We start from the raw sequence: 20,290 nt of genomic DNA on the forward strand, positions 1-20,290 counted from the left end.
GCTCACTTGAAGCGATAGGTGATCCGACCCTTGGTCAGGTCATAGGGGGTGAGTTCGACGAGCACTTCGTCGCCCACGAGAACGCGGATGCGGTTCTTGCGCATCTTGCCGGCCGTGTGGCCCAGAATCTCGTGGTCGTTTTCCAGTTTGACGCGAAACATCGCGTTGGGCAGCAGTTCGACCACCTGGCCGCGCATTTCCAGAAGTTCTTCTTTCGCCATCAATCCTCTATGGGCTCGAAATATAAAGATGGGCGCCCATAGCTCCAAAACGCGCCGATGGGAAGCAATCTGTGGCCTGATGTTTGGCACTATCGTGCAACGGCACCGGCCCGCTCCCCCACCCGGCCTCCCCACGATAGTAAACCAGGGAGGCTGGGTGGGGGAGCGGGCCGGTGCCGCAAGGATTAGGCGTCACTCGACGAGCCGCAGCTTGCGCGCGACCCGCCAGCCGACCGTCTTCGCCCAGGCATAGCTCGGCCAGCGCGGCGGCATCGCCGGATCGAGCCCCATGCGGCGGAGCGCCGCGTTGGCGGCGTGCGCTTCGGATTCGCGGTAGCTCCATTCGCTGCGCCAGGTGATCGACAGCGAGATCGACGGGGCGTCGCCATTGGCGACGAAGTGCGGCGCCATCACCGGCATCAGCACCGCGTCGCCGGGGGCGAGCGGCACCTGTTGCGCGCCTTCGCGATAGGCCTCGTCCCACGGCAGGTTGCGATGTCCCCCGGTGTGATAGCGCTCATGCTCGCGGCGATGCGCGAAGCGTTCGTCGCCGGCGGGCCAGACGTTCATCACCTTCGTGCCCCGAAGTTGCAGCAGGATATTATGTTCGGGATCGAAGTGGAATGGCGTGATCGATCCGGGCGAGGAGATGAATACGAAACCCTGCGGCGTCAGCATCGCACCGGTGCGCGGCTCGACGACATCCTTGAGTTCGCCGAGCAGGTCCATGAGCAGGGTGCGATAGGCCTCCTCGCTCTCGATATTCTTGAGCACCGCCCAGCTGCGGTTGGTGTCGATGGTGCGGATCGTCTCGCCGATCGACAGGCCGTTCGACGGCACATCCTCGGGCAGAATGCCGATCGGCACGTCGCCGGGATTATATTCGACCTGTCCCGCCGGCAGCCCTTCGCCAAGTGCCGCGAGCGCCTCCAGCGACAGCAACGGGTGATCGCGCAGGCCGTGATGAAGCAGCCCCGCCTGCCGCGGATAAAGTTCCTCCATCCGGTCCAGCGTTTCGGCGGGAAAGACGGTGCGGGCAATCGGCTGGTGCATGGTCATGCGGGGTCCTGTGGTTCTTCAGCAGCGGGGGCCGGGCGCTTCCAGCGCCGCCAGCCGCGTTCGAGTTTCGTGAGAATGGTGAAGCGCAGGCGGTCGGCGGCGCCGGACAATGGCACATTGACCCACAGGAGGTGGCGGCGTTCGCGCCACACACTGTCGATCATCGGATGGCCCGGCGCGGCGCAACTATCGACCCAGGCGATCCGGCCGTCTTCGAGCAGGTCGAGATTGGCCTGCTGGAGCAGCACGCCGGGAGAGAAGCGCGCATAATCCTCGTCGAAGGCGGTCTTGAACGAGAAGCCGCCCGGCGGGCAGAGGAAATTGACGAGCATCGCGAGCGGCCGGCCGTCGAGATCGAGCGCGCGGAGGTCGAGCTTGCCGGCGTCGGCCGCGCCGGTGAGGATCGCGCGGAACCATGCCTCGGTATCGCCATGGCTCGCGAGCGCCGATCCCGCCCGCCCTTTCCAGCCGCGTGCTTCGAGATCCAAAAAGGCGTCGATCCACGGATCGAGCGGCTCGCCGGCCTGCCAGCGGCGGAACGCAACCGCGCCCTGCTCGGCCAGCCGGTTCGCCTGCCGCCGGAGTTCCTTGCGTTTCTTGCCGCGAACCGCCGCCTCCCAATAGGCATCGGGCGACAGGTCGCTTTCGAGCAGCGCGCGTTCCTCGCGGTGGACCACCTCGACCTCACCGCCCCGCATCCGGACGACGTCGATGAGGGCGCGGTGGAGCGGCCCGTCCTCGGTCAGCCGCGGCAGGTGCAGCAGGGTCTTCGCCCATGGCGCCGCATCGCACCAGCCGAGCAGGATGGACCAGAAAAGATTTTCGAACCCGGCGCGAACCAGCGGCGCGCCGTGGAAATGATTGGGATGCGCCCAGCCATCGACATGGCGCAGCGGCAGGCGGCCGTAATGGGCGGCAGGGGCGAGCGGCATCACGCCGATCACCGGGCCATCGCTGCCATCGCGGACGAGGATGAGGCGCGCACGGCGATCTGGGTCGAGCAGGTGCAGCGCCGACTGCAGGCACCAGCGCTCGGCAAAGGGATTCGGCTCGCTCGCTTCCGCCGCCAGCCGGTCCCACGCCTCGGCAAGCGGCGGCGACAGCGCCAGCGGATCGACGACACGCACCGTCAGCGGCGCGGCGTCGGCGGGCACGGCGACGCCGTTGATCGGAAAGGCGGGATGGACCGTCATCGGCAGCGAGCCTAGCAGCGAAGCGTTAAGGATGGGTGGCAATTTCGATGCGCCTTTCCCGCTCTATCGGGCTCAGACCTATGGTTGGCGCCCAATTGCAGCGTTTCGGCGATGCGCTATGTTGCCTCTCCATGAAAATGACACCCCTCGAACTCGCCGCACTGGATGCTGTCCGGACGGAATCGGCCGAATGGGCCAGCGTGGTCGATCCGCTTTTGCTTCGCGGTGACGTGCTGTCGCGCGTCAATACCGGCGGCGGTTTCTTCACGGAGTTGCAACGCGCGCCCCGACAAGACGGCGCAGACCCGAAACAGCGATCTTCGCAGAACAATGTCTGGATCAACGTCGTGGGGCTGGCATATGGGCTCGGAATCATCCTTCATCTGCGAGACGGCATCGCGCTTTTGGAAGGATATGCGGTCGGCCCGGAGGATACGTCGAAGATCGATCTAGCGCGAGGTCGCTTCGAGATCGCCGACGAACCGGGGCCGATATCGAACGACAGTTAATCCCGGACGCGATTTTCGCGTCCGCAAACGAGCGCCTCAAATCCCGAACAGCTTGGCCAACGACTTTTCCAGCATGAAGAATTGCCAGATCAGCCGCCCGTGATCGCGGCGTCCCGACTGGTGCGCGGCAACGATCCGCTCGATCTCGGCCATGTCGAACCACCCCGACCGCGCGAGGGTCGACGAGGTCGCGAGGCCTTTGGCAGCATCGACGAGCGGGCCGCGGAACCAGTGCGACACCGGCGTCACGAACCCCATCTTGGGCCGATAGAGAATGTCGTGCGGCAGATAGGGCTCCATCGCCTGCTTGAGGATCGCCTTGCCCGTCCCGCCCTTCACCCGCATCGATGCCGGCAGGCTCGCTGCAAACTCGATCAGGCGGTAATCGAGCAAGGGCTCGCGGGCCTCAAGGCTGACTGCCATGCTCATCCGGTCGGTCTTGGTCAGAATGTCGCCGGGCAGCCAGATCATCATGTCCGCATATTGGGCGCGGTCGAGCGCCTCGCGCGCCGGCGCCTCGGCCATCGCCCGCCAGTATCGCGCCTCGGCGACATGATCGCCGAGCGCGTGCTTCGCGGCATCGTTGAACAGGCGCACGCGCTGGTCGGGGCCGGTGACCCCGACCGCTTCGGCATAGCCTTCGGCGCCGCTCTTCGACAGGCTGGCGAGCGTCGCGCGCGCGCGCAGCGGCCGCGGAGCCCAGTCCATCTGCGGCCAGACACGCGCCAGCGGCCCGAGCACGCCGCGCCGCAGGAATCCCGGAATCAGCCCGCGCAGCCGCTCTTCCTGATGCTGGAAAACGAGGCGACGATAGCCCGCAAAGGCCTCGTCGGCGCCGTCACCCGACAGCGCAACTGTCACCTCTTCACGCGCGAGTTCGCACACGCGATACGTCGGCAACGCACTGGCGTCGGCGAAGGGCTCGTCGAACATGTCGGCGATATGATCGACGAGCGCGAAGTCGCCCGCCGCGACGGTACGGGTGCGATGATCGGTGGCGAACCGCTCGGCGATCTGCTGCGCATAGGCGGTTTCGTCGAGCGCGGCCTGGTCGAACCCGATGGTGCAGGTCTTGACCGCCTTCGCGCTCGCCTCCGCCATCAGCGCGACCACGGCGCTCGAATCGACCCCGCCCGACAGAAAGGCGCCGAGCGGCACGTCGGCAACCAAGCGGTCGGTCACCGCGGCGCGCATCAGATGGACAAGATGTTCGGCGGCTTCGTCTTCGCTGGCGCGGATACGCTTCGAAAAATCGGGCGCCCACCAGCGCGTCGGCGCCGGAACCGGCTTGCCGCGTTCGAGCAGCAGATAATGGCCCGCGGGCAATTTCTGCACTCCCGCGACGATGCAATTATCGTCGGGCACATAACCGAGCGCGAGGAAATCCTCGATCGCGCTGAGGTTCGCTTCCTGCCGCAGCAACGGGTGCCGCAGCAGCCCCTTGAGTTCGGATGCGAACGCCACCGAACCGTCCGACAGGCGCGCGTGGTGGAGCGGCTTCACCCCCAGCCGGTCGCGCGCGAGGAACAGGCAGCCCCGCGCATGATCGTGGATCGCGAACGCGAACATCCCGTTGAGTCGCGACAGGCAATCGACGCCCCACTGGCGCCACGCCGCGATGATCACCTCGGTATCGCCGCTGGTGCGAAAGCGATAACCGCGATCTTCAAGTTCGGTGCGGAGCTCACGGAAATTGTAGATTTCGCCGTTATAGGTCAGCGTAACGGCCTCGTCGTCGCTGGCCATCGGTTGCGGGCTACCCTCGATATCGATGATCGACAGGCGCAGATGCGCAAGGCCGACGCCGGGCGCGGTCCATTCACCCGCGCCGTCGGGCCCGCGATGCGCCATCGGATGGAGCATCGCGCGCAGCCGCGCCGGATCGACCGGCTTCGCCGTTTCGAGATGATAGATGCCTGCGATCCCACACATATCGTCGTCGCTTAGCGGGTTTCGAGCGCGCGGTCAGCCATTGCCTGCGCGCCGCCCGACGCCGACACGAAATCGGCGATGGCCTCGCGCCCGCCCTGCCCCGCCTCGCTCGATACGATCAGCGACAGCGCGCGCGGGTCGCCTCCGAGCAGGCGCGCCTGCAATCCGGCGAGTTTGGCGCGGCGCGGACTGCCCGTCGCCTCGCCGCCGACGACGTACCAGGTGGCCGCGTCGCGCAGCACCGGGCCCGGGTGGAGCAGCCGCTCCGTCTTTCCGCCATCGACCGGCGGCAGCGGAGCGCTCCACGCCCATTTGCTGTCGAGATCGACCGCGCCCTGTCCGAAGGCGACGACTTCGCGTCCTTCGGCCTGCCGCTCATAACCGCCGATCGCGACGGTCACCCGGCGACCCCTGGCATCGGTGAAGTGCCGCATCAGCCGCTCGTCGGCGCCATCGTAACGCGGTGCCCATGGCGTTCCCGTCGCCAGCGTCCCGGCCCAACCCGCAGGCGTTTCGACCGCCATCGTGCCCGGCAGCGGCGCCGACCGGCCGCCGACCAGCACCGCCCAGCCGAGGAAGAGGAGCGGCAGCGCAAGAGCGGCGGGCAGCACGGCCTTGGCGGGCCCGGAAAAGCGCGGCAGTCCATCGAGCCCGCGGATATCGACCGCGGCATCGTTCGCGGGACGATCGAACCAGCGCCACGCGACGAACATCACGAGCAGGATGACCAGACCGAAGAATATCCAGCCGTAAAAGATGTGGTCGATACCGCCCGCCGCCTCGATCCCCCAGATCTCGGCCGCGACCATCGTGCCATAGGCGCGCAGCGCATTGGCAATGATCGTCGTCGCCAGCGCCAGCGCAACGAAAACGATCCGCCGCGTCCAGCTCCGGAAGCAGAGATGCGCCGCAAACACCGAATAGGCGAGCATCGCGATCAGGAAATTGACCCCCGAACACTCCTCCGCGACCTCGAAGAAGCCGGCCTTCGTCGTGACGAACACCCCCTGCATCTCGGCGGCGATCCCCGACAGGTGGAGCAGGATGACGCTGATGTGCGCGGTGAACGTCTGGAGCATCGGCACCAGTTCCTCGCCGAACGGCACCAGCAGCAGCGCATAGCCGAGCGGAAAGAGCAGCCCGCGCACCAGCTTCTCGCCGAGCGTCGCCGCGACCACGCCCTGCAGCATCAGGACCAGCCCGACCTGCCGGAACAGCCCGACGCCTGCCGCTTCGCCGACGAGCCAGACGAATCCGGCCCCGGCGATCCAGATCAGCGCCGGCCACCAGAAGGCGGGCGTCAACGTCCTGAGTTGCGGCACGCGCTGTGCGACGAGCCAGCCGATCATCGGCACCATCAGCAGACAGTGGGTGAAAGTCGAGCTGTGCCACCAGATGCCCGCCATGTCGGCCGCGTCGCGATAAAAGAGTGCGAGAACCGCCGCCGACAAGGCGACCAGCGCCGCGATATGCTGCTGCCAGCGCGACCAGCCTTGCAGGCGGTCGAGGGCGCGCAAGGACGGCATCAGGCGGCAATCCCGAGCAATTGCCCAAGCGGCGCCAGGCGCGCGTCCCAGCCATAACGCTCGATCATCCGCGCGCGTGCCGCCGCCCCCATGGTCGCGGCGGCGTTCCGATCGTCGAAAAGCGTGCAAACCGCTGCGGCCATCGCCTGCGCGTCATCGGCAACGACCAGATGCTCGCCCGCGACGGCATCGATGCCGGTTGCCGCCGCCGCGCTTGCGGCCACCGGCCGCGCCATCGCCATCGCCTCGAGCAGCTTGTTCTGCACCCCGCGCGCCAGCAGCAGCGGCGCGACGACCGCGTCGGCGGCGGCCAGCCAGGGCCGCACGTCGGGAACCTCGCCGGTCACCATCACCCCGGCGTGTTTTTCAAGCGCCCGCACCTCATCGGTCGGCGCACGGCCGACGATCGCGAAACGCGCCGCGGGATGCCGCCGACGAACGAGCGGCAAGATGTCCTCGGCGAACCAGCGCACGGCGTCGATATTGGGGCGATAATCCATCTGGCCGGTGAACACCGCGAGCGGCCCCGGCTCCGCCGTGACGGGCTCTAACGCCAGCGCCGGGTCGAACTTCGCCGTGTCGATGCCATTTTCGACCGCGCGAACCTTGTCGCTGCCCAGTCCGCTGCGCGAGCGAAACAGCGCCGCCTCGGCTTCGCTGACGAACAGGCTCGCATCGACCTCGCGCGCGATATCGGCCTCGAATGCCGCCAGCTTCTTCGCCTCGCGCCGGTGAATCCAGTTCAGCGGCTGGCGGCCGTCCTGTTCGGCATAGGTCGCGAACTTGGCCGAATCGACGTCGACGAAATCCATGATCACCCGCCCGGTGAAGCCGGCCGGCAGATATTGCGCCATCTGGCCCGAGAAGGCGACGATATGGCTGATCTTGCCCTCACCCAGCAGGTCGTCGATTTGGTGCGCGAGCGCGAGGTTGCGGAACAGCCGGTTCGATACCGGCTCGCCATGCAGCAACGCCTGCGCGAGCGCGACCGGCCGCGAAACGTCACGCACTTCGATCGCCAAACTTTTGCAAAGCGGGGCCATTTTGTCGCGCGCCAATGCCGCATCCGCAGCATTGTCGGCGAGCGCCGCGACATGGACCGGCGCGAGCTTCACCAGCGCTTCGAACATATGCCAGCTGCGGATGCGGTCGCCGCGATCGGGCGGCCACGGCGCCCGGTGCACGAGAAACAGGATTTCGGCCATCACCCCAGAAACCTAACCAAGTCCGCGGGCGATCAGCGGGCCGATCCGGTTTGCCGCCCAGAGAGGCAGCTTTTTCCACAGGTCGACCTGCAGCCGGTATTTGGCGCTGTTCGGATTGGTGTCGCGCGGCTTTTGGCCGGGCGCGAGCCAGCGTGCATAGACCAGCGGCTGCGGCTCGAAGCCCCAGTTCTTCTTGTAGCTGTACGGACCGGTGCCGACCTTCGACCGGCCGAAATCGAAGCGCGTGCACCCGCGTTCGCGCGCATGGCGCATCAGCGCGAAATACATGAGTTCGTTGGCGCGCAGCCCGCGCGCCTCGGCAAGGCCGCCGCCCCAAAAGGGCATGACCGTGCCGCGCCAATAGAGGCTGAGAACGCTCGCCACCGCCCGCCCGTCGCTGCGAACGGTCAAGATGTCGGCGTCGCCGCCGAAAGCGTCGAGCACTGCGTCGAACAGCGCCTTCGGAAACACCGGCGTTCCAAGGTTGCGCACGCTCGTCGCATAGATGCGGTAATGGTCGCGCCGCTCGGTCGTGTCGTTACCGGTGGTGACGGTCAGGTCGCCGCCCAGCGCCTTGCGCACCTCGGCTCGCTGCTTGCGCGGAATGGCGAGCAGTTCGGCTTCGTCGTCGGCGGAAAGATCGCGCGCAAAGCCGGCATAGACGCCTTCCTCGCGATGCCAGCCGGCGCCTTCAGGCAGCGCTCCGCCGCGCAGTTCGACCGAAGGAACGGCCAGCGACGCGGCCATTTCGGCGGCGCCCTGCGCCAGAATGGCGGCCACCGCCGGATCGTTCGCGAGGATGCCGCCATCGACCGCAAAGCCACTGCCGACCAGCGCCTGCCCGAATAGCGGCGAACGGACGTGATGAAGCGGCAGGATGCCGGTCAGCGCTCCGGACGCATCGCGCGCGGTGACCAAGTGACAGCGATGCCCGGTCGCCCGGGTGATCGCCTCGCACCAGCCACGGCTGTGAAACGGCGTCGCGGCGGGGTGCGCCGCGACATAGGCGTCCCACGCGGCCGCATCGGAGAGCGGCGCGCCGGAAAAACCGGGCTTCATCGGGACGCTCGGCGCATTCACGCCGCCGCGCGCCACGATTGCGCCCGCTGCTGCTGCGCGGGCAACAGCGCGTCGGCGCGCGTCCATTCGAAATCGGCGAGCAGTTTCTTGAGCTTGCCAGCCATAGCCGACAAGCCGCTATAATGGCGTATCTTCGATTTGAGCGGCGCGTCGGCGACGCGCGGCTGGCCGGGGTCGATTTCCCACGGGTGGAAATAGAGGATCGCGGGATGCCCCTCGGCATTCATCCGCGTGATCGCCCAGCGCGTGAAGCCATAGGGCAAGAGGCGCATGAAGCCGCCGCCGCCCGCCGCGAGCGTGCGCCCCGCAACGCGCGCGGTCGTCACCGGCCATTCGACGAGATCGCTGTCGGCCAACGGACGCCACGCATGGCGGGGGCTCGCAGGCCAGCCATAATGATCATGCGCCACCGGCGCGACGCTCGACGAATAGGCATAGCCCTGTTCGGCGAGGATCGGGTGCGCCCACGGCGTGCGCTGATCGACCGAGAAGCTCGGCGCGCGATAGCCGCGGACCGGCACGCCGCCGATATCTTCCAGGATCGCCTGCGTTTTCTTCAGGTCGGCGGCGAATTCTTCGGCGGTCATCGCGAAGACGCGCTTGTGGTCATAGCCATGGCTCGCGAGTTCGTGCCCCGCGGCAACAATCCGCCCGATCAGCGCCGGATAGCGTTCGGCGACCCAGCCCAGAGTGAAGAACGTGCCTTGCACGCCAGCCTCGGCGAACAGAGCCAGCACCGCGTCGCAATTCGCCTCGACACGGCATTCGAGGCCGTCCCAGTCGTCGCGGTCGATCGTGCGCTCAAAGGCGCCGACCTGGAACCAGTCCTCGACATCGACCGAGAGGCCGTTCTGCATTGTCTCTCACCTTCATCGGCCCCGGCTCGTTTCCGGCCAAGCGATGGACGTCAGGCGGCCCAGACCTGCGACCGGGCCGGATTGGGCGCATTCTCCGGATCGCGTTCGACCCATTCGATCAACAAATCAAGCACCCGGCGCAGCGCCGCGTCCTGCTCGACCAGCCGTTCCTCGAGGCTCGCGATCTGCTGTTGCAGCGCTTCCAGATGCGCCGCGTCGACCGTGGCGGGTACCGCGACAGGCGTTTCGGCCGGGTTTTCCGCCGGAGTTTCGATCGCCGTTTCAGGCGCGAGTTCGAAAATGTCGGCCGACTCTTGCGGTCCGGTCTCCACTGCTTCCGTCGCAGGCGCAACGCCGAGCTGTTCGGCGACGAGCGACCGCGCTTCGGCGAAGCTCGGGCTGGCATAGGCAGGCGGCGAGGTGTCGGCAGGACCCGCGAAAGGCGGCCGTTCCGGAGCCGCCGGCGCATCGTCATAGACCGCCGAAGCCCGCGGCCATTCGAGCGGCCGTTCGATTTCTGCGCTCGGTTCCGCCACAGGGTCCGGCTCAGCAACTGCGGCCGCAATCGGCGCGGCAGCAACCTCTGCCTGTGCGACGACATCCTCGACCGGCAGCGGCGTCAGCGCCGCTTCGTCGATGCCGCGATCGGCCTCGATCTCGGCGACGACGGCGCGGACCTGCTGCCCGGTGATCCTGGTCATCTGCTCGACGGCGCCATAGAGGAGCAGACGGCTGACCAGCACGTTGAGCTTGCGCGGCACGCCAGCGCTATAGTCAAAAATCTCCTCGAACGCGTCGGGGCTGAAGCTGGGGTTGCCGGTCCAGCCGACCTTGCCGAGGCGGTGCAGGATATAGGGCTCGACTTCCTCGGGCTCCATCGGGTCGAGATGGTGCGTCGCGATCACCCGCTGGCGAAGCTGTTCGAGCGTCGGCGAGTGGAACAGCGTCTGGCGGAATTCGGGCTGGCCGAGCAGGAAGATTTGCAGCAACGAATGGCCGCCGAGCTGGAAATTCGACAGCATGCGCAGTTCTTCGAGCGCCGAAATGGCGAGGTTCTGCCCTTCGTCGACGATCAGCAGCGTGCGGCGCCCGGCGCGGGCCTGTTCGCGCAGATATTGCTCCATCGAGCGCAGCAGTTCGGCCTTGCTCTCGGTTTCCCATTCCAGCCCGAACTGTTCGGCGACGAGGCGCAGCAAATCGTCGCCTTCGACCTGCGTCGACACCAGCTTGACCGCGGTCAGGCGATTGGGGTCGATCGTGTTCATCAGATGGCCGACCAGCGTCGTCTTGCCCGCCCCGACATCACCGGTGATGACGATGAAGCCTTCGCCCTGCGCAAGGCCGTAACCGAGGTAGGACATCGCCTTGCGGTGCGTGCCGCTCTCGAAATAGAAATGCGGGTCAGGCGTCAGCTGGAACGGGCGGCCGGTGAAGCCATAAAACTGATCGTACATCGCTAAATCCTTCGTTCCGGATCAGAAGCTGTATCGCATGCCGACAAGCGCCGATCCGATAAGTTCGCTGTTGAAGCCTTCCTGGTCGAACGCCGTCAGGCTGGCCGCGGCGTGGCCGGTCAGGCCGCGCCAGAGCCGCCGCGAATAAGCGGCCGAAACGCCCGCCGACTGGACATTGGCGGCACCCGGCGCACCATTGTCGAAATAATTATAATAGGCGGCAAGAGTGAGGTCGGAATCGCGGTCGAGCTGGCGGCCCGCCGAGAGGAAGAGATAATAATTCTCGTCGATCACGCCATTGAGGTCGGAAATCGCCGACAGGCCCGGCAGCAGCAGTTTGCGGCGATCGTAACCGGCGCCGACACCATAGCTCCAGCCACCGAGGCGCGATGAAAATACCGCCTGCACGCCGCGATTGCGGAACTGCGCGGTGGTCGTGTTGCCGAGCTGATTGGCTAGGCAGCCGCCGCCCTGATCGCCGAACACGCACGGGTTGATGCTGCCGTCGACAGGATTGCGGATCGGATCGAATTGGGTCGGCAGTGCGGCGAGCCCGCTCGACAGGCCGCGCGCAAAGCTCGACAGCCCGTCATAGACGCCGACCGACAGGGTTGCATGGTTGGCGCGATAAGTGAAGCTGCCGGTATAGATGGTGTCGCCATAGCGGCGGCCGACCTTCGCGGTGAGCGCCGTGCGGCGGTTCGGCTGCCACATCACGCCGGCGTCCCAGATCAGCCCGTCGGTATCGAAGGACAGCTCGCGCGGCTTGGACTTGTCGGTGATGAAGCGGCCGTTCGCGTCGCGGACGGGCACACCGTTCGCATCGACCACCGGATCGCGCTGGCCGATTTCGATGTCTTCGTAGCCGACACCGCCGAGCAGCGCGAGCGTCGGCCCGATCGGCACGGTCACGTCGGCGCGCGCAAATTTGCCTTCGTACCGTTGATCGAGCTGGCTGGCGTCCTCGCGTTGGTAGCCGCCCGACACCTGCCAGCCGAACGGCAGGTCGCCGGGCCTGGCCCCGACGCTGGCCCACGCGACATGGTTCGTCGAGCTGTCGAAAATGTCCTGCGCCGTCACGCCGGGAGGCGTCGGGTCGTCGACGTCGATCTTGGTGTAGCCGAAGCGATAACCCGCCCCGACGTCGAGCCCGCCGATGCGGCGCGCGAAGGTCGGGCCGGCATAAACCGAGTAGAGATTGGAGACGTTGGTTCCGTCGCGCAGGAAGACGCCGGTGTCGCCGCCATAACCATCGGCGCGGGTCCGCGTCGCGAGTGCCCCGGCTTCGAGGTTCAGCCCGCGCGCCGCTTCGATCCTGCCGCGCGCAAGACCGCTCAGCGAGCTCGAATTGCCGAGCCCGCCCGATTCGCCGATGCGATATTCATAGCGAACGCTGCCCGCGAGTTCGGCGCGGCGCGTCACGATCGACGCGTCGACCCCGGCCGCGAGCGTCGTATAGGTGAGCACATCCCCGTCGCCCTTGAGATCGGCGGACAGAACCTGTCCGACCTCGAGATAGGGGCTGACATTCACCTGCTTCTTCGCACGCCGACGCTCGGCGCGCGCCTCGCTGCGCCCGCCTTCGCTTGAAGATGCAGCAGGGCCACCCGCCGACGGCGCATCGCCGCTCGATCCCGGATCGCCCGAAAATTGTGCGTGCGCGCTCGTTGCCGTCCCGGCAAGCAGCAAGGCAGCCAGCGTCCCCACACGACGCATGGTGGTTTTGGTGCGCATTATGACGCGCCTCCTTGTCCGTAATAGGTGCCGAAACGGCGGCCGCCTGGCGAATATTTCACGCCGTTGAGGAGCAGCTGGATATGCGGACACGCGCCCATCAGGCCGATCGCGTCGCGCAGCGAGGATTCGAGCGTTTCGTCGGCGCGTACGACCATGATGAGCTGGCCGACATGCCCCGCCAGCACCGCTGCGGGCGAAGCCGCAAGCACTGGCGGAGAATCGAGGATCAGGATGCGGCCCGGCGCCCCGGCTTCGAGCTGGCCGAGCAGCGCCTCGGTCCGCGCCGAAGCGAGCAGTTCGGTGTCATGCATATGCTGCATGCCCGCCGGCATCACCTTCAGCCCCGCGATGTCTGTCTGGATCATGCAGTCGCCGAGCGGCAGGTGCGGATCGGCGAGCGCGTCCATCAAGCCGGGACCGTCCTCCAGCCCCAGCGCGTCGAGCACGCTCGGCTTGGCGATATCGGCATCGATCAGCAGCACATCATGGTCGGCCTCGACGGCGAGGCTGAGCGCGAGGTTGACCGCCGAAAAGGTCTTGCCCTCGCCGGGGTTAGCCGAGGCGATGAGCACGCGGTGGCCGCGCGGCACCACGGGGCGGTTCGGGGTGCCAGCGAAGTTGCGGATGATCTCCCGCTTCACGATACGATATTCTTCGGAAATACCCGTCACCGGCGCACCGGGAACGATCATCCCCCGCGCGGCGAGGCGGTCGCGATCGATGCGCCCCTGCCGGGTCGGCACGATCGCCGGAGCGGCGCGCGCGATATCCTTGCGCGGCGACGGCTTAACCGTCGGCGCCGGATCGACGGCGGGCGCTTCGGGCCCGAGGATTTCGGCCGCGGGCGCTTCCGCCTTCGGTTCGTCCTTGGGCTTCTTCGCCTTCTTCACCGGCTCGGGCGGCAGGTTCGACACGTCGATCGTCGGCGCATTGGCCGCGGGATCGATACCAAACATGTCGGCAGCGCGTTCGAGGAGCGAGGGCGGGCGCTTGACGGGGCGTTGATCGGTCATTTTCTTGTCCCCCGTCACGCGACCATGCCGCGCTGGATAAATTCGGCGACGAGCAGCAGCACATAGAGACCAACGAGCGCGCCGCCTCCGCCCGCGAGCCAGACGAGCCGCTTCTTGCGCTCGACATGACGTTCGGGGGTCACCACCTCGGTGATCGAACCGATCACCGGCAATCCGCTCGCACGTTCGAGCTTCGCCGCGGTCGCATAGCTGGTGCGGACCTGGCCGAGGCCAAAGGCCACCGCGATCCCGCCGCCGATGCCGGCGAACAGCACGAGCGTCAGGAACAGCGGCCGGTTGGGCGCCGCAGGACTGGTCGGCTTCGACGGCGGGTCGAGCAGCTCGATCTTGATCGCGTCGGTTTCGGTCTGCACCTCGCCGCGCATCCGCACCTGTTCGCGCTGGGTGAGCAGCCGGTCATATTGCGCCTTGAACGCGGTATATTCGCCGTTGATCCGGTCATATTCGGCGGCGATGCCGGGGTTCTGGATCTGCTGCGTCGTGATCTTGGCGATGTCGCCGGTGAGCTGCGCCTTGCGCGACGACAGCGCGCTCACCGTCGCCTGACGTTCGGCACGCATCGCGGCGAGCGACGCATAGGCCGGGTTCTGCGCATTGCCACCGCCCCCGCCGCCCGTACCTTCGCGATCGGCGATGGCTTTCAGCGAAGCGATCTGGCTCTTGAGCGCGATGACGTCGGGGTGCGCGTCGGTCAGCCCGCGCGCGCGCATCGCCGACAATTCGCCCTGCGCGCCGGCAAGCTGCTGCCGCGCGACGCCGCCGCCGACGCCGCCCATGCCGGGGACGTTGATCGTCGCCGGGGTCGAAGCGAGCTGGCCGTTGGCGGCGGCAAGCTGCGCCTGCGCCGACACGAGCTGCGAATCGATCTGGTTGAGTTCGGCGCGTGCTGCATCGACGCGCTGTGCGGGCGATCCGGCGCCGCCGGGGATCAGGCCGATATTCTGCGCCTCGAAGGCGGCGCGGCGCGCTTCGACCTCGCGCAGCGCCTTTTCGCGGTCGGCGATCTGCGAATCGAGGAATTTCAGTCCCTCGCGCGCGTTCATCCGGCCACCGCGCAACTGGTCGTCGCGGAACACGGTGATCAGGCTGTCGAGAACCCCCGACGCGAGCTTCGCATTATCGGCATCGGACAGGCTGCCGACCCCGACAGATGAGGTGATCTCGAAGATATTCTGCTGCTGCGGGACGACCTTGATATTCTTTTGCAGCATCGCGACGGCGCCCGCCTTTTCGCGGTCGCTGGCACCCGCCGGAAGCAGGCCGGTCGTGATCGCAACCTTTTCGAGGTTGCGCGCGCTGGTCAGCGTTTCGCGGATCTGGTCGATTTGCTGATTGCCGCCGAACGACCCGGCCTGCCCGTCGTCGGGCAGGATCTGGTTGATGTCGACGAGCAGCCGGGCGCGTGAATCATAGCGGTTCGGGATCGACGCGATCGCCAGCCAGCCGAGAATGCAAATCCCCCACGCGACGCCGAGCACCAGCCAGCGGCGCGTCCAGACGCTGTGCAGCGCCACCCGGAATTCGTCGTAGAGGCTGTTCATCGGTCGGGGTCAGTCCTTGGGGGTTGATCGGGAGGCGCGCGCCGGGCTGCGTCAGAACATGCTTTCGGGAATGATGATCACATCACCCGGCTGCAGACGGACGTTCGCCTTCACATCGCCGCGCTTTATCAGGTCGTTAAGCCGCAGCCCATATTCATGCTGCTTGCCGCTGCCCTTGTCGTAACGGACCAGCCGCGCCTTGTTGCCCGCCGCATATTCGCCGAGCCCGCCGACCGCAATCATCGCGTCGAGCACGGTCATATTGGCGCGGAACGGGATCGATGCGGGCTTTTCGGTCGCCCCGACGACCCGTACCTGCTGCGAGAAGGTGCTGTTGAAGCTGGTGACGATCACGCTGACAATCGGATCGGTGATATATTGGCTGAGCTGCAGCTTGATGTCCTGCTGCAGCATCGTCGGCGTCTTGCCGACCGCGGGCATGTCGGTGATCAGCGGGGTCGTGATGCGCCCGTCGGGCCGCACCTGCACCTTGCCGCCCAGTTCGGGGTTGCGCCACACGAAGATCTGGAGCTCGTCGAGCGGACCAATGATATATTCCTCGCCCGGCCCTTCCTGATTGGCGACGAAGCTCGCGCTCGGCAGTTGCGGTGCCGTGCCGACGCCGCCTGCACAGCCCGTCAGCGCGGTCGCGGCGATGCCGGAAAGCAGGGCCGCGCGCGCGGCACCAAGCGGGGAGAAGCAAGCCATATTCGTATCACCTTTCGAGCGGCTGGCCCCGTCGCAGCAGGGCAACCCCTTACCACGACAGCCATTGCGTCAGGATCAGCCATGCTCGAAAAGGGTGAACATACCGTTAGTATTGGAATAAGTTTGGACCGCACCCGTCGCAAACTGTGCCGTATTGACACAATTCTGCAATGATCAGACGAGCATCTCGCGCGCCGGCCCCTGCCCGAGAAAAGTCGCCGGGCTCGCCGAAGCGCCATAGGCACCGGCCTGAAATACCGCAATCAGGTCGCCGACATCGGCGCGCGGCAATGCGACCTGGTCGCCGAGGCGGTCGAGCGGGGTGCAGAGGCAGCCGACGACCGAAACCGTCTCGACCGCCTCGCCGCCGAAGCGGTTCGCGACGGCGATCGGATAGTTGCGGCGGATCACCGTCCCGAAATTGCCGCTTGCGGCGAGCTGGTGGTGGAGCCCGCCGTCGGTGACGAGGAAGGTCTCGCCATGGCTGACCTTCCGGTCGACGACACGGGTCAGATAAACCCCGGCCTCGGCAACGAGCCAGCGGCCAAGTTCCATCGCGAAGCGGCTGTCCTCAAGCGCCCGGTCGCGCGCGTCGAGCGTCTCGGCAAGCGCCGCACCAACCGCGGCAGCATCGACCGCCTTGTCGCCGGGGAAATAGGGCACCCCCATCCCGCCGCCGAGGTTGACGAGCGGCGGCACCGCGCCGGCCTCGTCGGCCAGCCGCGCCGCCAGCGCGACCGTCTGCGCCTGCGTCTCGGCGATCGCCGCGGCATCAAGTGCCTGCGATCCCGCGAAGATATGAAAGCCCTGCCAATCGGCCCCGGCGTCGATCAGGCGGCGCACCAGCGCCGGCACCTCATCGGCATCGACCCCGAACGGCTTGGCGCCGCCGCCCATCTTCATCCCCGATCCCTTGAGATCGAAGTCGGGATTGACCCGTACCGCGAGCTTCGGCGTCACGCCGAGCCGCGCGCCGATCGACAGCGCGCGTTCCGCTTCGCCCGCCGATTCAAGATTGAGCGTCGCGCCCGCCGCAATCGCTGCTTCGAGTTCACGGTCGCGCTTGCCGGGCCCGGCAAAGCTGATGTGGTCCGCCGCCATGCCGCTGGCGAGCGCCGCCTTGAGCTCGCCGCCCGACGCGACATCGAACCCGTCGACCAGCCGCGCCATATAAGCCAGTAACGGCGCATAGGGGTTCGCCTTCATCGCGAAATGCAACTGGACATTATCGGGCATCGCCGCCCGCCATTCGGCGACGCGCGCGGTCAGCAGTGCGCTGTCATAGACGAACAGCGGCGTGTCGCCCGCGGCATCGACCAGCGCCTCGGCGCGGTCGCTGCCGATCATCAGCATGCCGTCGTCGTCGGCCGTAAAACCGGGCGGGATCGGACCGTGCGGCTTCATGCCGTCACCTCCTGACGCCAATCCGCGGCGATCGCGACCCGGTCGAGCTTGCCGTTCGGGTTGCGCGGCAGTTCATCCCGCCATTCGACCACCTGCGGCTGCATGAAATTGGGAAGGTTCTGGCGCAAATAGGCCGCCAACCCTTCCCCATCAGCAACCCCGTCCTTGCCGCGCACGATCAGGATGATCGCGGCGCCCAGCCGCTCGTCGGGGATACCAAACGCGACCGCCTCATAGACAAGCCCCGAAGCCACCGCGACATCCTCGACCTCGGTCGGACTGACGCGATTGCCCGCGGTCTTGATCATCGCATCGTCGCGGCCGACGAAATAAAGGAGATGGTTGGCATCGCGGCGCACCGTGTCGCCCGACCAGACCGCCATGCCGCCATATTGCGACGCACGCGGCGCCGGCTTGAAGCGCTGCGCGGTCCGCTCCGCGTCCTGCCAATAGCCCTTGGCGACCAGCGGCCCGCAATGGACGAGTTCGCCCGGCTCCTCGTCGGCGGTGATCGTCCCGTCGGGGCGGCACACCAAAATTTCCGCATGGGGGATCGCGCGGCCCATCGAGGTCGGATGGTCGGCGACGAATTTCGGATCGAGATAAGTCGACCGGAACGCCTCGGTCAGCCCATACATCGGATAGATATCGGCGCTGGGGAACGTCGCCCGCATCGCGTCGATCAGCGAAGGCGTCAGCGCGCCGCCGCTGTTCGTCAATCGCCGCAGCGATCCGGCGGTTTCGGCAGGCCAATCGCTTTCGACGAGCTGGACCCAGAGCGGCGGCACGCCGGCAAGCGTCGTCGCGCCGTGCCGCGCGACCGCCTTCACGACGTCACGCGGGGTGAGGTAGTCGAGCGGCGCGACCCCGCCGCCGGCAAACCAGGTCGAGAGCAACTGGTTCTGCCCGTAATCGAAGCTCAGCGGCAGCACCGCAAGCACACGATCTTCGGGAGCCAGTTTCAGATAGGATGCGACGCTTTCGGCGCCGAGCCACAAATTGGCATGGCTCAGCATCACGCCCTTCGGCCGCCCCGTCGAACCGCTGGTATAAAGGATCGCCGCCAGATCGTCGGGTTCGGCGAGCGAGAGCGGCAACCCCTGCCCTCCCGAATCAATCACTTCCTCGGCGACCTTCAAATCCCGCACCGCGCATTCATCCAGCCGCGTGTCGCCGAGCATATCGGCGCGTGCACCGTTGGTGACTAGCAGCTTCGCGCCACTATCGGCAAGGATATGCGCAACCTGCGCCCCCTTGAGCAGCGGATTCACCGGCACATGGATCAGCCCGGCGCGCGCCGCGGCGAGCGGCATCATGCACGCGAGCCGCGTCTTCGCGCTCCAGCTCGCGACGCGCTCGCCCGGGCCGCCCGCCTGTTCGAGCAGCCATGATGCGAGCCGCCCGACACCGGCGTCGAGTTCGGCAAAGCGCGTTACCTTGTCGCCGATCAGCAGCGCAGCCGCATCCGGCGCGCCGCAGCGGGCGAGATGATCGATCGGATGCGAGGGCGGTTTTGCGGCTTTGGTCATCGGCTGTTAGGAGACTGGTGATAGAGGCCCGCACCATGCAAGGGAACGGTGAACATCCCGCTAATGATAGCAAAGTGGCGGCGGATGCGCGCGCTGCGGGCTTTGCCTCGCCCTTCGACCGCGGCGAATGGTTCGACCTGCTCGAGACGCATGGTTTTGCGGGCGCGGGACGTATCGATGCTCGCGGCACCAGCGATGGCGTCAGCGCCTGGCTGCCGCTTCGCCGCGAAGGACCGGGGCGTTTCGCGGGTCTCACCAACTGGTACAGCTTCTCGATCCGTCCGCTTTTCAGCGGTTCCGGGGATCGCGCCGCCGCGCTCGCCGACCTGTTCGGCAAGCTGCGCGAACAGGCGGCGCGCCTGTCGCTCTATCCCGTGCCCGATGCCGACCGCGCCGCGATCGCCGATGCGCTGCGTACTGCCGGCTGGTGGGTGAAAGCCCTTCCCGCAGGCGACCGCCACTGGCTCGACCTCTCCGATATGGATCATGATGGCTGGTGGGACAGCCGCCCCGGCGCGCTCAAGAATACGGTGAAGCGCAAGGCGAAGAAGGGCGTCGTCGATATCGCGCTGTTCGACGTCTTCGATGCGGACGCATGGGCCGCCTATGAGCAAATCTATGCCGCAAGCTGGAAACCCGAGGAAGGCGACCCCGCGCTGCTGCGCGCCTTTGCCGAGGCCGAGAGCGCGCGCGGCGCCTTTCGCATGGGGCTCGCACGGATCGCGGGCGAGCCGGTGGCGGCGCAATATTGGACGGTCGAGGACGGCTCCGCTTTCATCCACAAGCTGGCGCATGTCGAAGACAGCCTGAAGGCCTCGCCCGGCACCTTGCTGTCGGCCGCGCTCTTCCGCCATGTGATCGAGGTCGACGGCGTCCGGCGCGTCGATTTCGGCACCGGCAACGACGCCTACAAGCGCGACTGGATGAACCGCCACGAACCGCTGTGGCGGATCGAGGCTTTCAATCCGTCGCGCATCGCGGCATGGGGTCCGGCGTTGAAGGCCTTTGGCCGCTCCATGCTGGGGAAAGATACGTGACCGATCACATCAATGTCGATGCCACCTTGCGCGCGCTGCTCGCCGATGTTCTCGGCCTCGGCGAAGAGCGCGCCGCCGCGCTGACCGCCGACAGCGGCCTCTTCGGCGAGCTGCCCGAGTTCGATTCGATGGCGGTCGCAACGGTGCTCACCGAGATGGAGGACCGCCTCGGCATCCTCATCGACGATGACGAGATCGACGGCGAAATCTTTGAAACCTACGGCAATCTCCTCGCCTTCTCCGAACGCAAGGTCGCCGGCTGAG

Annotated in this window: 18 protein-coding genes; 3 read left to right on the forward strand and 15 right to left on the reverse strand. The window is 66.9% G+C overall.

Translation table 11 applies throughout. The features are described 5' to 3' along the window. Positions 1–2: 2 nt before the first annotated feature. The 3 genes from infA to LH19_RS16020 form a co-directional block, all read right to left on the reverse strand. Positions 3–221 (reverse strand): translation initiation factor IF-1, encoded by a 219-nt coding sequence (gene infA / locus LH19_RS16010; protein WP_010162480.1) that lies wholly within the window; start codon positions 219–221, stop codon positions 3–5. Positions 222–413: 192 nt separating this feature from the next. Beyond that, positions 414–1,280: a cupin-like domain-containing protein gene (locus LH19_RS16015; RefSeq protein WP_054730069.1), complete on the reverse strand. Its 867-nt coding sequence runs from the start codon at positions 1,278–1,280 to the stop codon at positions 414–416. Then, positions 1,277–2,473 carry a GNAT family N-acetyltransferase gene (locus LH19_RS16020; RefSeq protein WP_054730072.1) on the reverse strand — a complete coding sequence of 399 codons (1,197 nt, stop codon included), beginning with the start codon at positions 2,471–2,473 and terminating at the stop codon, positions 1,277–1,279. Before LH19_RS16020 ends, LH19_RS16015 begins: the two co-directional genes overlap by 4 nt. A gap of 80 nt (positions 2,474–2,553) precedes the next feature. Here LH19_RS16020 and LH19_RS16025 point away from each other — a divergent pair, with 80 nt between their 5' ends. Beyond that, positions 2,554–2,982, forward strand: a complete 429-nt coding sequence (locus LH19_RS16025) for a hypothetical protein (protein ID WP_054730075.1) — start codon at positions 2,554–2,556, stop codon at positions 2,980–2,982. A 36-nt stretch (positions 2,983–3,018) separates the two neighbouring features. Here LH19_RS16025 and LH19_RS16030 read toward each other — a convergent pair whose 3' ends face one another. From LH19_RS16030 to LH19_RS16085, 12 genes are all read right to left on the reverse strand, one after another. After that, entirely contained in the window at positions 3,019–4,914 is a 1,896-nt protein-coding gene (locus LH19_RS16030; protein ID WP_054730079.1) for an XrtA/PEP-CTERM system amidotransferase, read from the reverse strand. Positions 4,915–4,925: 11 nt separating this feature from the next. Then, positions 4,926–6,440 carry an exosortase A gene (xrtA, locus tag LH19_RS16035; protein ID WP_054730081.1) on the reverse strand — a complete coding sequence of 505 codons (1,515 nt, stop codon included), beginning with the start codon at positions 6,438–6,440 and terminating at the stop codon, positions 4,926–4,928. Next, on the reverse strand, positions 6,440–7,645 hold the full coding sequence (locus LH19_RS16040) for a TIGR03087 family PEP-CTERM/XrtA system glycosyltransferase (protein ID WP_054730084.1): 1,206 nt from the start codon (positions 7,643–7,645) through the stop codon (positions 6,440–6,442). Before LH19_RS16040 ends, xrtA begins: the two co-directional genes overlap by 1 nt. Before the next feature lie 12 nt (positions 7,646–7,657). Continuing rightward, on the reverse strand, positions 7,658–8,704 hold the full coding sequence (locus tag LH19_RS16045; protein ID WP_082396342.1) for a FemAB family XrtA/PEP-CTERM system-associated protein: 1,047 nt from the start codon (positions 8,702–8,704) through the stop codon (positions 7,658–7,660). 17 nt (positions 8,705–8,721) lie between these two features. After that, a complete protein-coding gene (locus tag LH19_RS16050; protein WP_054730087.1) occupies positions 8,722–9,582 on the reverse strand; it encodes an XrtA system polysaccharide deacetylase in 861 nt (286 codons plus the stop codon). A gap of 50 nt (positions 9,583–9,632) precedes the next feature. Next, positions 9,633–11,036: an XrtA/PEP-CTERM system-associated ATPase gene (locus LH19_RS16055; protein WP_054730089.1), complete on the reverse strand. Its 1,404-nt coding sequence runs from the start codon at positions 11,034–11,036 to the stop codon at positions 9,633–9,635. 21 nt (positions 11,037–11,057) lie between these two features. After that, a complete protein-coding gene (locus LH19_RS16060; protein ID WP_054730090.1) occupies positions 11,058–12,770 on the reverse strand; it encodes a hypothetical protein in 1,713 nt (570 codons plus the stop codon). Beyond that, complete coding sequence (locus tag LH19_RS16065) at positions 12,770–13,786, reverse strand: P-loop NTPase (protein ID WP_054733658.1); 1,017 nt, start codon at positions 13,784–13,786, stop codon at positions 12,770–12,772. Before LH19_RS16065 ends, LH19_RS16060 begins: the two co-directional genes overlap by 1 nt. A 14-nt stretch (positions 13,787–13,800) precedes the next feature. Then, positions 13,801–15,348, reverse strand: a complete 1,548-nt coding sequence (locus LH19_RS16070) for an XrtA system polysaccharide chain length determinant (RefSeq protein ID WP_054730093.1) — start codon at positions 15,346–15,348, stop codon at positions 13,801–13,803. A gap of 51 nt (positions 15,349–15,399) precedes the next feature. Beyond that, positions 15,400–16,056, reverse strand: a complete 657-nt coding sequence (locus LH19_RS16075) for an XrtA/PEP-CTERM system exopolysaccharide export protein (RefSeq protein ID WP_054730096.1) — start codon at positions 16,054–16,056, stop codon at positions 15,400–15,402. 174 nt (positions 16,057–16,230) lie between these two features. Further along, positions 16,231–17,460, reverse strand: coding sequence for a pyridoxal-dependent decarboxylase, exosortase A system-associated (locus LH19_RS16080; RefSeq protein WP_054730100.1), 1,230 nt, complete (start codon positions 17,458–17,460; stop codon positions 16,231–16,233). Beyond that, positions 17,457–18,989: an acyl-CoA ligase (AMP-forming), exosortase A system-associated gene (locus LH19_RS16085; protein WP_054730108.1), complete on the reverse strand. Its 1,533-nt coding sequence runs from the start codon at positions 18,987–18,989 to the stop codon at positions 17,457–17,459. The genes LH19_RS16080 and LH19_RS16085 overlap by 4 nt, the downstream gene beginning before the upstream one ends. Before the next feature lie 74 nt (positions 18,990–19,063). Between LH19_RS16085 and LH19_RS16090 the strand changes: the two genes are divergently transcribed. Together LH19_RS16090 and LH19_RS16095 are read left to right on the forward strand one after the other, a co-directional pair. Further along, positions 19,064–20,026 carry a GNAT family N-acetyltransferase gene (locus LH19_RS16090; protein ID WP_234715948.1) on the forward strand — a complete coding sequence of 321 codons (963 nt, stop codon included), beginning with the start codon at positions 19,064–19,066 and terminating at the stop codon, positions 20,024–20,026. Continuing rightward, complete coding sequence (locus LH19_RS16095) at positions 20,023–20,289, forward strand: acyl carrier protein (RefSeq protein ID WP_054730113.1); 267 nt, start codon at positions 20,023–20,025, stop codon at positions 20,287–20,289. Before LH19_RS16090 ends, LH19_RS16095 begins: the two co-directional genes overlap by 4 nt. Position 20,290 lies beyond the last annotated feature (1 nt).

Source organism: Sphingopyxis macrogoltabida, assembly GCF_001314325.1.
GTDB classification, from domain to species: domain Bacteria; phylum Pseudomonadota; class Alphaproteobacteria; order Sphingomonadales; family Sphingomonadaceae; genus Sphingopyxis; species Sphingopyxis macrogoltabida.